We start from the raw sequence: 13,028 nt of genomic DNA, 5'->3' as shown, positions 1-13,028 counted from the left end.
GCCTGGACCGATCCGGTCTCCCTCGTCTCGTGGTTCTGCGATCGGGCGGAGTTCACCCTGCAGCGGGGCCATGCCTTCAGCCTCCTCTGGACGGGCTACGGCGACCAGCGCGGGGTCATTCTCGATGTCGAGCCGGGCGTGCGGCTCCGGTTCTCCTGGGATCTCCCCGGATTGCGGGCTACGACGGAGGCCTCCATCTCCCTCGCCCCGGTCGCCGGCGCGAGGGAGAAGACGCGCCTCGTCCTCAGCCACTCCGGCTGGGGTGAGGGGAACAGGTGGGAGGCGGAGCGGCGGGGCCACCTGTGCGGCTGGCGCTCGATGCTGGGGGCGCTCGACTTCTTTCTCCGAAGCGGAGGGCAGGGTCCGCGACGGACCTTCCTATTGCGGAGACGATTCGCGCTGGGAGTTTCAGAGCTGTCGGATCGTTTCCTGACGCGCGATGGGCTCGCGGGCTGGCTCGGCGATGATGTGACCTTCGAGCCGAAAGAGGGGGGCGCCCTCCAAGCGAGACCGAGAGGCGGCGAGGTCCTGCGGGGAGTTGTCACGATGGCCGAGTCCGACGATGGACTGGCGATCGAGACGCGGGAGCCGGAGCCCGCCTACATCGAGTTCTTCTGGGGCGGAGATGAGAAGGAGTCCTGGCTGCTCGCGAGCGGATTCGCCTACGGCGTGCCGGAAGCATGGCCCTTGCGCCAGCGGATCCTATGGAGCGAGCGCCTCGCGCCCCTGGCCGGAGGTTGATCGGCAGTCCTCTGCGACCGAAGCTGGTCTAGCGCTACGCGAAGCTGAGTCTCGCAAGCGCGGCCTTCAAGAACGGGGAGACGATCCCCAAGAAGCACACGTGCGTGGGCGCCGATCTCTCGCCTCCTCTCCTCAACGCGCGATCGAGAAACGAAACGGGATCGTCACCTCCGATTCGACCGGCTTCCCGTTTCTGAGAGCGGGTTGGAAGCGCCAGCGCTTCGCCGCATCGAGCGCGGCCCACTCCAGCGCGGGATTGCCTCCCCCCTCGATGACCCTCGCGTCCCGGACGCCGCCGTCCTTGTCGATCTTGACGCGGATCTGCACGGTTCCCTCGCTCCCCACCGCCGTCTCGGGATAGGTCGCGGTCGCGCGAAAAACCGGGACGGGGGGCGTGTCGTACTCCGCCTGGGCCGCTCTGCGCTCGATCGTGAGCTTTCCGTCGGGCAGAGCCCAGTCGGGAAGGAGCAGGCGCACGAGATGATGGGTCGCGTAGGCGCCGGCCGGCTCAGAAGGCGCGAGCGGCCGGCTGCCCAGCTTGCGGAGAAGGAACGAGCCTGCCGGGTTGGATTGGCCGAACTCCGGCAGTTCAGGCGCGATCTTCATTTGCCAGGCCCGCACGAAGGGACCCGTCGCGACCGAGTCCTTGCCCGCTGCCTCGGCAAGCAAGGGGAGCGCATCGCCAACCTTGTCGTTCAGCAGGTGGACGTGCGCAAGAGCGGCAAGCGTCCTCGCGTCGGGGCTCAGGGCCCAAGCCTCCTCGAGGAGCGACGCCGCGCGTTTGGTTCGATCCTCGAGCAGGCTGAGCAGCGCGAGATCCCGGCGCAGCCGCCCGGCCGCCTGACCGAGCTGGGCTGTCGCCACGCCGTGCTCCAGGACGGCGGCGGCCTCGGAGATTCTCCCCTGTCTTCCGAACAGAGAGGCCAGCTCGATGGCCGCCGTCGCATTCGCGGGATCGACCTTCAGGCTCTGGCGCCAGGCATCTTCCGCCGCCGCGTCATCGCCGCGACGCGACGCGAGGGCGCCGAGGCTCTCGTAAAGGGCGGGATCCCGCGGGGCAAGGGAGAGGGCCTTCTTGAAGCTCTCCTCCGCCTCGTCGAACCGGCCCATGCTTGCGAGGACCATCCCCACGTTCGACCACCCGTCGGGATTCGAGGGGTCGGCGACGGTCATCTGGCGGAACGCCTGCAGAGCCTCCGCGTATGCCTGCGTCCCCTCGGTCTCCGCCCGCTCGAGCCAGATCCGTCCGATCCCGTAGTAGGGATCGAGACGCTTCGGCGCGATGGCGCTGGCCCGTCGATACCATCGGATCGCGTTCCTCGTGTCACCGCGCTCTACATATCCATCGGCGTAGATGACGCACCCCGCGGCGAAGTCGGGCTGCAGCTTGAGCGCTTCTTCCAGGAGCAGCACGGCAAGGCTGTCCGACCGATTGGCCAGGGCGAGCAGGCCCTGACAGAAGGAGAGCAGGTATTGCGGAGACTCGCCTTCAGGGATCTGCGAGCAGAGGTCGGCCCTCTGACTCACCGTCTCGGCGTCGAACATGTCGCGGAAGATCCGACTGGGATCGTATCCGGCTGCGCCGGGAGCGGCCGAAGCGAACATTGCGGCCAGCGTGAGCGCGGGCGTGAGGCGGATGCGGCTCGGTCTTGTCTTCACTGGTTGGTCTCATCCTCCAGGGGTCATGCCGCCTCCCGGCCGGCGGGCCACGACCGGTATTCAGTCCTGACGTCGTTCCATGAGGACCGGCGGGGGCGGCGCTCCCAGGATCTTGCGCAAAATCGCGATCTGCCCCTTGTGATGCGCTTCATGGACGAGGACGTGGTTCAGGATCCAGCGAACCGTGAAGACCTCCCGGTCGTCGGGACGATCCGCGGGGACCCAGACGCGCTTGCCCTCGAGATCCGGATCCGTCATCCCAGACAGGACCTCGCGAGTCTCCGTGCGAAGATCGGCGAGAAGCCCGATGAAGTAAGAGGCCGGCGCGCGGGGCGCCTGGGGCGCCCGCGGCTCGCCGAAGAGGTCCATTCGATAGAGCTCGCGTCGCTCCCGGGGAAGCGGCCGTCCTCCGATCTGCTCGAGGAGCCAGAAAGCCTCCGCCTCGGCGACATGGGTGACGAGGGAGCCGATCGTGTTGAGCCCCTGCCCGGGCGACCATGCGAGCTGGTCCGGATTGAGGTTGTGCAGCAGAAGGACGGTGCCGACGCGCAGTTCCTCGAGCGCCGCGTACCAGCGCCCGACTTCCGGAGAGAGCCCATCCTCGGGAGGAAGATCCCTGAAGCTCCGCATGGCCGGATCATAACGCCTCCCAGCGGGAAGGGGGAGGATCATTGCCGGCCGGATGGATCGACCAGGCCGCGCTTCTTGAGACGGAAGGCCGCGGCTCAGACTGCCATCGTGTGTCGATGGAGACGACAAGACGACCTGCGCAGATGCTCTGAGGCGCGGGGAAATGACCCCCGCGCCCCAAGAGCGTCAGCCGATCGAGGACCCTCTACCTCGTCAGGACCACCTTCCCGCTCGATCGATCGCCTCCGGCAGCCAGCTTGAAGAAATAGACTCCGGAGGGAACCTCGCGGCCGGCATCATCCCGGCCGTCCCAGTAGAGGGTGTGGTTACCCGCGGGACGATCCTCCTTCAGCAGAGTGCGCACGAGGGAGCCATCGAGGCCGAAGATCTCGATCTCCGCGCGTCCCGAGCTGGAAACCCGGTAGCTCAGGGTCGCTCCGGGAGCGGCGGGATTCGGGAATGCGGCGATGCTCGTTCCCGCGCGGTCCGCGCTCATCTCCTCGACGTCGCTCGGGACGAGCCCGAACCACTGCAAGGATCGCTGCATCAGGAGCCGGCGGTTCGCCTGCGTGCTGATCGCCTCGAATCCGAAGCCGAGGTAGACGGCCTTGTAGACGCCTGTGCTAATCTTGATGGCTCCGTAGCGCGTCGGGCTCATGCCGTTGTACGTGAAGATGTTGGTCGCCATGGCGTCCCTTGCCGCGATGGCGTCGGGATACTCCTGGTTGTTGGCTCCATCCCCGCCCGCGATGCTGAGTGTCATGCCGTTGGAGATCGGATCGCCTCCCACGCCGGTGAGGTTGTAGACGTTCGTGTCGTCCATGATGTAGTTGGCGTGCAGGTAGTTGTTGTACCAGACGAGACCGGCTCCGCCGTAGTACGCAAGCTCCCAGCCGAGGTCCTGCCCGGTGATGAAGAGGCTCCCGCCTCCGTTCAAGAAGGTTGTCAGCGCGGCGCGGTCGGCATCGTCGAGAGTCGGATAGGCCAGGCCTGTCCACCAGACAACGACAGGGAACTGCGTCAAGGCGGGTCCGGTGACGGGCGCGAGCCCTGTGTCCCAGATGCCGTAGCTCGACCCGTAGGCCTGCACGGCGTCCTGGAAGTAGTCCTCGAAAGTCTCCGCGCCGTCGTCGTCCACCAGGAGAACCTGCACGTCATCGGTGATGAACGAGTAGGGGATCTCGCGAGTCACGCCGGGGAGGTTCGGGGATGTCAGCTCGATCGTCGGCTTTGTGAAGCCGCGGTAAGGAGCATCGACCCTGAGATGGAAGGTCTGGTGCTCGCCCGGGTTCAGGGCGAGGTCCACGTAGTCGGTGTACTCGGTGATGCCGTCCGTGAAGAAGCAGGCCCATCCGGAAGGAAGGCTGGGGACGTTGAGAGCGACCCGGATCACATCGGCGTTTAGCCCGAGGTTGTAGACGCGGAAGTCCTGGAAATCGAAGGCTGTTCCTGACGGTGCTACGACCGCCCTGTCTCCCTTGGACCAGGCGCGGATCGAGTAAGCCGGAGTCGGCTGCGAGCTGGCCGACTGCAGGATCGACTTGTCGTCATTGTCCTGCACGAAGATCGCCATCCAGAGGTCGACTGTCTTCCAGCCGGGGGGAAGCGTGAAGTTGTGGGTGACATTCTGGACCTGTCCCAGCGTCTGTACGTTGAGGGCCACCTCGGGGAGGACATCTCGGGTCACCTCGTCATGCTGCCTGCCCGAATAGGTGACCTTGTCCTCCAGTATGTACGCCCGGATCTTGACGTTTCCGATGTCAGCCATCGTCTCCATCACCTCGATGTCGAAGTCGATCGATCCGTCCGGCTGCACGAGGTCGATGGTGTTGATTCTGATCTTGAGTGGCGAGGGCCTGAGGATTTCCTTGGCGACGATCGGCTCATAGGCCTGGCCGCTAGCTACGCTCGTTCCTCCGCCCACCACCTTGATCGTCCCGTCGAACACGACGGTGGGGAAGCTGGTGATGGCGTAGTAGCTGAGCCTTGCATCGGTCTCGGCGGTCGAGAGCCCGCCGCCCGAGCTGGAAGAATAGAGGCGGGTCGATGTGAACTCGCTTCTGTTGTAGCGGGCCATCATCACATCGAGTCCGGCGTAGGCATCGGGGCAGTACGTGCACCAGGTGGCGGTCCCGTCCTCGGCGATCACGCCCCTCGGATACTGCGCGCTGGCGACGGGCGCGAGCAGCGCGGCAAGGAACAGCAGTCCAGCGAGAATCCTCATGGTTCTTCCCCTTCAGGTTGGTGGACTCACCGCACGCCTGGCTTCCAGGGGTGCCGAAGCGCAGCAATCCCCCCAATTATAGGGTGAGTCAGCCGCTCTTGGAAGCAACTTCAGGAGCAACTTCAGGAGGGTCGTGGTCGCGGCCAGGAGCCGGTCGGGCGCCCGGCGAGCTGCGCAAAAGCGCTCAATCCCTGACGGCCTAACTATTCTGGGCCTCATCGAGGGCCGCGCGGATGCCGGCGAGGCGCGTCTCGCGCGAGCGCGCGAAGCGCTCGATGCCCCGCAGAAGCCAATCGGGGGAGAGGTGCGCTTCTTCGATGACCTCCTCGAGCGTGCCGCCGGTTCGCCAGCGATCGTCGAAGTCCGAGGTCATCGCGTACTCGTAGGCGGTCGGGTGGAGCATCCAGTCGTGCATGAGCCTGCGTCCCCGATTGGATATGAAGGTCGCGTCGAGCCTGTCGGCCTGCGGCAACACGCGTCGTTTGTATGCCTCATCCTGCCAGGCGAAGAGCTGCGGGCTGATCGCCGCGACGTTCTTGACGTTCAAGCCCGCCCGCTCGATCTCGGGGAGAAGCTGCACGACGTTGTGGTCGACATTGTGCCCTGCACAAGGATGCAACCCATCGGCCGAGCGTTCGGGGAGTAGTCCCGGATCAGGTAGGCCCCGCGCGCCGCCTCGAAGTGGCCCGCGATCCACACGACCTTGCCGACCTTCAGGGGGCAGTCCTGGGCGAGCTGGCTGAAGAGGCGCATCGGCCCGTACTTGAGGTATGAAAAGCTGCCGTAGGTGGAGCACGAGGCGTAGAAGCCGTCGAACTCCTCGAAGGGGTTCTCCGCGAGGTTCACCGATGCGATGCCGGTCGAGATTCCCGCATTCGCGAACTCCGTGATCTCCTGCGGAAGGAGCGATCCTTCGGGGTTGGCCGCGCGATCGTATTTCCCCCATCCCGGGATCTCGCCCCATCCGTCGGCGAAGCCCGAGATGTTGGTCGATCCGGCGAGATCGGCCGACATCGCCAGGAAGAGCGGCCTTCCGTGCTCCCTGCGGCAGATGCTGTTGACGTAGGCGCCCCACTTGCCGAGGGCGGCGCGGTTCGGCTGCTTCTCGCCCGGCTTGGCCCAGAGATCCTCGGGGTAGGAGCGGAAGTCGAGCAGGCGCGGATCGCGGGCGGGAGAGCGGCGGGGCTTCAGATGGCAGCCTTCGATCTCGGATGGGACTGAGTCGCCCAGGCTCGCCAGGGCGACGGCGAGGTGATCGACAAGCTCCTGGTCGTGATGGAGCAGATCGATCACCTTGCGGAAGTTCGCTTCGACCTGCGCGCGGAAGAGATGCGGATCCTTCGGCGCGGGCTCGCCGAAGCCCTCGAAGTCGACGCCGTACTTCTCCGCGAAGGGACGTTTCGTTTCCCAGTATGACTCGCTGTTCGCGGGACTGTGCGGCGAACCGTGGCTCATGTAATCGTACTTGAGATACCCGCGCCCCTTCCTCGTTTTGGAATGAAGACAGGTTGGTCCGCAGCGGGGCGGAACATCGCGACCCGCGAGCTTGTCACAAAGGGGCGAGGAGGGTCAAGGCGGCGCGGTGCGCCGTTCCCGACTCTATTCCTCCATCATCACCACGACGTACTTGACCTTGCAGAACTCTCGTGGGTTGGTGATGAAGACCGCCGCGTAGTCTCCGGCGACGCGAATGTCATAGCTTGTTCGCGCCTGACCGCTCAGGACGCGGATCCGCGCCGCCCGAGTGGGGATCATCTGCTCCTCTTGGGTATCGAGCGGAGTGAAGTAGCCCCGGCTGAAGTTGCTCGCGAGCTGCACGCTCTTGCCCATGCCGAGGACCCCGCCCGTCTCCTCAATGATCCCGAGCTTCTTCAGGTCCTTTCGCGATCCGACGATGTAGTAGATCGTCTCCATCTCACGGCGCTTGTCCTCGATGGTCTGTTGCTGCTCGCTTATCGTTTCCTGGGCCCGGCGGGTCTCGGCCTCTAGGCTTACGACCCTGGTGCTCAAGGAATCGACCTTCGCCGTGAGCCTCCCGATGAGAGCCTCCTTGTTCGCCACCGTCATCTTCAGGCTCTCGATCATTTTCTCGAGCCCGGCGATCTTCAGCCGGCTCTCTTTGAGCGTGGTTTCGAGCTGGCGGATCCGCTCCTTGCTCTGCTGAACGCTTGCGTTCAGATCTTCGATCCGCTCCTTGATCTGATCCTTGCGGGACTGGGTGACCCTCGAGTCGGCCTCGATGTCCTGGGAGAGCAGGCGCACATCGGTCTCTTCCAGGTCGATCGCGTTGAGGTTGTCCTGGATCTCGGCGATGGCAGTGATGGCCTCGCTGTACTGTCCTCGAACGGTCTCCTCCGCCGCCTTGGTGGCCGTGTAGGCGGCTTCCGTCCGGCGGTACTTCTGGTAGAGGAGGATTCCCGCCACCAAGAGGACGGCAGTCAGGACAGCGAGCACGAAAGTTGCGGGCTGGCGCATGGCCTCGTCTCCTTCCCCGGGCTCTTGCCTCTTGGCCTGTCCGCCCGGCGGTGTGATCGCCCTACCAGACTCCGGCGGCCGCAGGCACCTCCTCGCGGGGCACGAGGCGTATCGCATCCTTCCTGCAGGCCGCCCGGCAGACGCCGCAACCATAGCACCAGATCTGGTCGATCACGGCTTTCTCTGTCGCCGGGCTGTAGCTGATCGCTCCGAACTGGCAGCTTCGCAGGCAGTCCCGGCATCCCGCGCAGAGGTCGGGATCTACGGCCCCGACGTACTCCGCGCGGAACATCACCTTGATTCCGTGAGTGACGGTGCTCCGCATCGCCAGGCAGTCGGCGCGGTCGCAGTTGCAGATCCCCGCGATGAACGGGGTGCGGAATGTCCAGACCGAGTGGCAGAGCCCCCGGCGGTCGTGCTCGCGGAAGGCGTCGATCGCCTGCTCCCTGGACAGCGACTCCAGCCCGACGGTGTTCGGGCCGCTGGCGTAGCTCTGGTCAAGCCCCCTGATGAGGCGGGAGAACTCGCCGCCGTCCGCCTCCAGGCTGATCCCGTAGCAGAAGCGCTTCTCCTTGCCCACCGTCGCAAGGCGGCAGACGCAGGCAAGCCGGACGATCGAGTTCGTGAAGCCGAAGATCTGCTCGACTTCCTCGATCGGGACGACCTGCCCGAAGTGCTCGCGCTTCATCCTTCGCGTGACGGTGCTGCGGACGAGGCTCTTCACGAGGGGCGGCGCCTTCGCGAAGCGGTCGAGCGACCTGGCCTCCTCGCTCAGATGCTCGATGCGCGAGAAGAAATCTCCGATGAAGCGGCGGCGCTTCAGATCGCTCATGAGGTCGTCGGAGTAGTTCTTGGCCTGGAGATACCACTTCTTGCCTTCGCCGTGCTTGTGGCAGAACTCGCACATGCTCACATCCTCCGATCCGTCGCCGGCAGCGTCCCCCGCGCGAGAGACGCTCCCCCGAGGCGAGCGCCTTCCTCAAGCCCTCCGCAGAAGGAAGAGCGTGATATCGTCTTGCGGCGGAGCGCCCTTGGTGTAGGCGCGCACGTCGTCCATCACGCCATCCAGGATCTCCTGCAGCGGCCGGTCGATCCTACTCTTGAGCCCATCGATCAGGCGCTCCTCGCCGAAGAACTCCAGATCCGCCCCCTCCGCCTCCGTGATTCCGTCCGAGTAGATACAGAGGAGCCCACCCGATGGAATCTCCTTCGTCTGAACCTCGAACGAGCTGTCGGCGAGCAGGCCCGCGGGGAGTCCGGTCGCCTCCAGCGTCTCGAGCGAGCCGTCGCGACTCATGAGAAGGGGCGGATTGTGTCCCGCATTGACATGCTCGATGCGATGCGCGGCGGCGTCCAGCCGTCCGAAGAAGAGGGTCACGAAGTGGGTCGCGTCGGAAGACTGCAGAACCTGCCGATGCACCCTCTCCATCAAGGTCCCGGGAGGGACGTTCTCGTCGCAGAGGAGGCGAAGGGAGGCCATGACGTGGGACATCAGAAGCGCCGCGCCCATTCCCTTTCCACTCACGTCTCCCACCACGATGCCGAACGCGCCGTCGGGCATGCGCGCCGCGTCGAAGAGGTCCCCCGCGACGTGGCGGCAGGGGATCTGCCGCGCGAGGATCTCGTACCCCGCGATCTCCGGCAGAGTGGTCGGGAGGAGGCTTTGCTGGATCCGCGCCGCGGTCGCCATCTCCTGCTCCATCCGCTCCTTCTCCCGCTGGTCCTCGAGAAGATGGGCCGTCGTGATCTTGACCGCGATCAGGTTGCCGAGCATCGTGAAGGCCCGCAGCTGATCCTGATCGTAGTGGAGGGCCGGATTGTCCGTGTCGGCATAGATCAGACCGAGGACGCGCTCGTTGTCGAAGAGAGGCGCCACGAGGGCGGAGCGAATCTGCTGAGCGATGATGCTCTCGTGGCCGCTGAATCTCGGATCGACCTGGGCGTCGCTGACGAGAATCGACTCCCTGCCCTGGAGAACCGCGTCGATCATGGTGCGGCTCAGCATGATCTTGCCGCCGGCGGACTCGGCGGGGTGCGCGGCACGCACCACTGCGTCGGAGTCGTCCTTCTCCCGCGTGAGGAGGAGGATCCGCCGCGCTGGGATGACCCGCGACGCAAGATCCAGGACAACGCCGAAGACCTCTTCGAGCGGGTGAGGCTGCACGAGCAGCGCCCCCGCTTCGGTGACGACGCGAAAGAGCCCCCGCTCGAGCATCGAGCCGGCGCCGATCTCGCTCTGCATCCGATCCCAGCTCATGCGCGTCGAGCGGAGCATCTGGTCCGACTCGACAAAGCTGAACGTGTCGCGGGTGGCCGTCCCCACCGCCGCCGCGGCCCGCGCGCCCCCGCGGGCGGCCGGCGCACCCTTGTGGATGAGCGCCAGCTCGACGCTCCCGAGCCTGATCCGGTCTCCCGAACGGAGTTCGGTGGCGGTCGCGATCTGGCCCTCGTTCACGAAGGTGCCGTTTCGGCTCTGCAGATCTTCGACTTCGATGCGGTCCCCGTCGATCCGGATCTCCGCGTGGTGGCGGGAAACCGTCCGGTGGGCGACGACGACGGCGTTGTCCTGTTCACGCCCGATCCCGTTGCGACCTACTCGTAGCGACCAGCGCTGCAAGCCGGCTCCCAGATTCCCCTCGAGCAAGTATTCCACTTCACCGATCCCCTTGTTGGTCCGGATCTGGTATTCTCATGGGCGGAGGTTGCCGCAGCGATATGGTACTCCAAGAAAGGGCCCTCGTCCTCAACCGGTATTGGACCGCGGTCGGGACGACCTCGGTGCGGACCGCGCTCTGTTTGCTCTATCGGGCGGCCGCCCGGGCGGTCCATCCAGGGGACGCGAGTCTGCACGACTTCGACTCGTGGGCGAGTCTGGCCGTGGCGGAGGGCGAGCCGCACGTCCGCGCGGTTCGCTACCGGCTCAAGGTGCCCGAGATCGTGCTCCTGAGCCACTACGCCGAGGTGCCGCGCCGGAGGGTGACCTTCTCGCGCCGGAACGTCTACCGGCGGGATCGCAACATCTGCCAGTACTGCGGCGCGAAGCCTCCGATCGAGGACCTCACCGTGGACCACGTGCTGCCCCGATCGCTGGGCGGTCGCACGAGCTGGACCAACTGCGTCCTCTCGTGCGTCAAGTGCAACCGGCGAAAATCGAACCGGACGCTCGCAGAAGCTGGCGTCCGGCTGGTCCGAGAGCCGCACGAGCCCACCTGGTCACCCTGCCTGTCGATTCCCACGACGCTGCGCAAAGAGTCCTGGGGACCCTACATTCCGGAGCTGCAGCCGATCGAGATCTGACCCGTCTACCCTGAGATCAGCCTCACCAGGGGCCCGGCCCACTCGAAGACGAGGAAATCGACCCTCCCGTAGAGGAGCGAGATCCGGCTCATGACCGTGTAGCCGAAGCTCGCCCCGAAGCCGATCATCAAGATCCAGATCCCGGCCTTCGACATCCCGCCGATGACTCCTTCGTGGCGGGCCGAGAAGAAGAAGTAGGCCAGGCCGCAGAGGACAGCCCCGAGGATGAGGATGTTGTTCACGAGCGCGCCGGTCCCGTTGAACGAACCGGGCTGGAACAGGGTCATGGTCGGATAGATCTGCTGGATCACGTAGGTCTGGAGGACCAGGGGAATCGCCGCGCCGCTGCCCACGCCAAGGATGTAGGCGATCGGGATGCGCGAGATCCAGGCGTACTTCGGGATGAATCGGGTGAAGAGGAGAAGGCCGAGGATCGCGGGGATGACCACGAGCGGATCGAGGAGCGTCGTCGAGGCGCCGGCGAGAACCCGCTTGGCCGGGTCGAGCAGCTTCGGAATGAGGGACGTCGTCACCAGGATGACGACGAAGTAACCCGCCGAGACGCCCACCACCAGGTGCTCCGCGAACTTGTAGAACGGGTTATCCCTCCAGAGGAAGGTGAAGATCGCCACCGAGAGGATCGCCGCGATCGTGTAGAGAATGTGCTGTTCCATGGCCTCTAGCTCCTCCTTCGGCGGCGCTCGACGATGAAGATCACATTGCCGAGCAGGATCAAGGCGACGATCAGGATGTGCGACACCGACTGGACGAGCATCCCCTTGACCGCCTTCCCGGGGTGGCCCACGAGCTGTTCGTACTCAGCGGCCCCGCGCAACCCGCCGATCAACCCGAAGAGCTGTCCGGACTGCAGGTAGTTGTAGTAGTTGGGGGCCATCACGGCCGTGGAAGCGCAAGCGAGCGGGAACTTGTAGCGGCCGGTCCCATAGATGATCCAGTAGTCGATCCCGCTCGTGGAGTTGATCGTGAGGACCAGGGCGACGTTCTGGTAGTTCTTGACGCCCTTCATCATCGGGATCTCATCGAGCGGCGTGTTGTAGTAGTCGGTGGGGAATGGGACGCGGAAGTCCTCTCCCATCGCCATGATCACGATTCCGGGATACGGTTTGTAGCCGAGATAGACGTAGTCCTCCCCGTACTTCCGTCCCCACTCTTCCGCCATCTGCCGCAGCTCCGACTCCACGAGAGAGACCCCGTTCGAGACCAGGCAGGTCACCAGAACGCGGAGATCCTTCCGGAAGCACTGGCGGAGGACGGCCATCGTCATGGGCGACATCTCGGCGGCCATGGAGGGGTCGTACTCGCAGGGGAGCATGACGATCTCGCCCGCCTGCAGCCCTTCGATCCGGTCGTAGACCGACTTCACCTCCGGCGTGACGCGAACGGTCTTGGGAGCCGGAAGGAAGAGCGGCACGAGGACCGCGAGGAAGATCAAGAGAAAGACGAGGTGGCGTTCGAGCTGGAAGCCTCTTGTCCCTGCCATCGCCGCCTCCTACCTGAGGTGGGGAGCTTCGATCCCCAGGACGACCTTGAGCGCGGTCGCGGAGCCGCCCAGCCCGAGGCCGATCGAGATCGCCCGCTTCGCGGCCATGTTGGGGACGTTGAGCAGCCAGTCGGAGACCTTGGCGATTCCCGGGATCAGGTCTTCGCCCGCGGGCACCCTGCCCAGCATGACGACGACCGCCGAGACCAGGAGGATCGTGGCGATCAGGCTCCTTGCTCGGAAGGCGCGGAAGGCCGCGGAGGCGATGTAGAAGGCCAGCAGGGCGAACATCGTGGATGTGATCGGGTTCAGGACCGCGATGTACCCCTTCATGAAGAAGCTCTGCTGGCCGGTCCCGGTCAGGATCGCGGAGACGATCATGTAGAGAAGGCCCGCCAGCAGGATGTAGCTGTACTTCGTCCCCGCGTCCCGCCTCTGGATCTTGTTGACGTGGAGGTTCACGAGGCTCGCGATCCCGAGGACGATCGAGAAGATCCCGAC

At 65.3% G+C, this 13,028-nt stretch carries 12 protein-coding genes; 2 read left to right on the top strand and 10 right to left on the bottom strand.

Features of this window, described 5'->3' with window-relative positions; translation table 11 throughout:
• Window positions 1-741, top strand: a 741-nt coding sequence (locus FJY88_07970; GenBank protein MBM3287269.1) for a hypothetical protein, incomplete at its 5' end; no start/stop codon positions are given.
• Window positions 742-873: 132 nt separating this feature from the next.
• On the opposite strand, the gene FJY88_07965 is transcribed toward FJY88_07970, so the two are convergent.
• The 8 genes from FJY88_07965 to FJY88_07930 all read right to left on the bottom strand — a co-directional run bounded on the left by FJY88_07965 (window position 874) and on the right by FJY88_07930 (window position 10,382).
• Window positions 874-2,400, bottom strand: a complete 1,527-nt coding sequence (locus tag FJY88_07965; GenBank protein ID MBM3287268.1) for a TonB family protein — start codon at window positions 2,398-2,400, stop codon at window positions 874-876.
• Between the two features lie 60 nt (window positions 2,401-2,460).
• Window positions 2,461-3,072 (bottom strand): DUF664 domain-containing protein, encoded by a 612-nt coding sequence (locus FJY88_07960; GenBank protein ID MBM3287267.1) that lies wholly within the window; start codon window positions 3,070-3,072, stop codon window positions 2,461-2,463.
• A 163-nt stretch (window positions 3,073-3,235) separates the two neighbouring features.
• The gene (locus FJY88_07955; protein ID MBM3287266.1) at window positions 3,236-5,254 is read right to left on the bottom strand and encodes a T9SS type A sorting domain-containing protein; all 2,019 of its coding nucleotides are present in this window, start codon (window positions 5,252-5,254) and stop codon (window positions 3,236-3,238) included.
• A 199-nt stretch (window positions 5,255-5,453) separates the two neighbouring features.
• A complete protein-coding gene (locus FJY88_07950; protein ID MBM3287265.1) occupies window positions 5,454-5,801 on the bottom strand; it encodes a hypothetical protein in 348 nt (115 codons plus the stop codon).
• Window positions 5,798-6,709, bottom strand: a complete 912-nt coding sequence (locus FJY88_07945; GenBank protein MBM3287264.1) for a hypothetical protein — start codon at window positions 6,707-6,709, stop codon at window positions 5,798-5,800. Before FJY88_07945 ends, FJY88_07950 begins: the two co-directional genes overlap by 4 nt.
• Before the next feature lie 144 nt (window positions 6,710-6,853).
• A complete protein-coding gene (locus FJY88_07940; GenBank protein MBM3287263.1) occupies window positions 6,854-7,729 on the bottom strand; it encodes a hypothetical protein in 876 nt (291 codons plus the stop codon).
• Between the two features lie 61 nt (window positions 7,730-7,790).
• Window positions 7,791-8,636, bottom strand: a complete 846-nt coding sequence (locus tag FJY88_07935; protein MBM3287262.1) for a 4Fe-4S ferredoxin — start codon at window positions 8,634-8,636, stop codon at window positions 7,791-7,793.
• Between the two features lie 72 nt (window positions 8,637-8,708).
• Window positions 8,709-10,382: an FHA domain-containing protein gene (locus FJY88_07930; GenBank protein ID MBM3287261.1), complete on the bottom strand. Its 1,674-nt coding sequence runs from the start codon at window positions 10,380-10,382 to the stop codon at window positions 8,709-8,711.
• Between the two features lie 38 nt (window positions 10,383-10,420).
• Between FJY88_07930 and FJY88_07925 the strand changes: the two genes are divergently transcribed.
• Window positions 10,421-11,026: an HNH endonuclease gene (locus tag FJY88_07925; GenBank protein MBM3287260.1), complete on the top strand. Its 606-nt coding sequence runs from the start codon at window positions 10,421-10,423 to the stop codon at window positions 11,024-11,026.
• A gap of 5 nt (window positions 11,027-11,031) precedes the next feature.
• Here the strand turns inward: FJY88_07925 and FJY88_07920 are convergent, their stop codons facing one another.
• Window positions 11,032-11,700, bottom strand: a complete 669-nt coding sequence (locus FJY88_07920) for a hypothetical protein (GenBank protein MBM3287259.1) — start codon at window positions 11,698-11,700, stop codon at window positions 11,032-11,034.
• A 5-nt stretch (window positions 11,701-11,705) separates the two neighbouring features.
• Window positions 11,706-12,527 (bottom strand): hypothetical protein, encoded by an 822-nt coding sequence (locus FJY88_07915; GenBank protein MBM3287258.1) that lies wholly within the window; start codon window positions 12,525-12,527, stop codon window positions 11,706-11,708.
• Between the last annotated feature and the right edge of the window lie 501 nt (window positions 12,528-13,028).

This window comes from Candidatus Eisenbacteria bacterium (genome assembly GCA_016867495.1).
Lineage (GTDB): Bacteria > Eisenbacteria > RBG-16-71-46 > CAIMUX01 > VGJL01 > VGJL01.
Note: the sequence above shows the minus strand (reverse complement) of the source record. Positions and strands in the feature narration are given on the sequence as shown.

Bases quoted from the DNA above. Each gene is read 5' to 3' on its own strand.
- FJY88_07960 (MBM3287267.1), bottom strand. From the start codon at position 3,072: ATGATCCTCCCCCTTCCCGCTGGGAGGCGTTATGATCCGGCCATGCGG.
- FJY88_07955 (MBM3287266.1), bottom strand. From the start codon at position 5,254: ATGAGGATTCTCGCTGGACTGCTGTTCCTTGCCGCGCTGCTCGCGCCC.
- FJY88_07945 (MBM3287264.1), bottom strand. From the start codon at position 6,709: ATGAGCCACGGTTCGCCGCACAGTCCCGCGAACAGCGAGTCATACTGG.
- FJY88_07940 (MBM3287263.1), bottom strand. From the start codon at position 7,729: ATGCGCCAGCCCGCAACTTTCGTGCTCGCTGTCCTGACTGCCGTCCTC.
- FJY88_07935 (MBM3287262.1), bottom strand. From the start codon at position 8,636: ATGTGCGAGTTCTGCCACAAGCACGGCGAAGGCAAGAAGTGGTATCTC.
- FJY88_07925 (MBM3287260.1), top strand. From the start codon at position 10,421: ATGGGCGGAGGTTGCCGCAGCGATATGGTACTCCAAGAAAGGGCCCTC.
- FJY88_07920 (MBM3287259.1), bottom strand. From the start codon at position 11,700: ATGGAACAGCACATTCTCTACACGATCGCGGCGATCCTCTCGGTGGCG.
- FJY88_07915 (MBM3287258.1), bottom strand. From the start codon at position 12,527: ATGGCAGGGACAAGAGGCTTCCAGCTCGAACGCCACCTCGTCTTTCTC.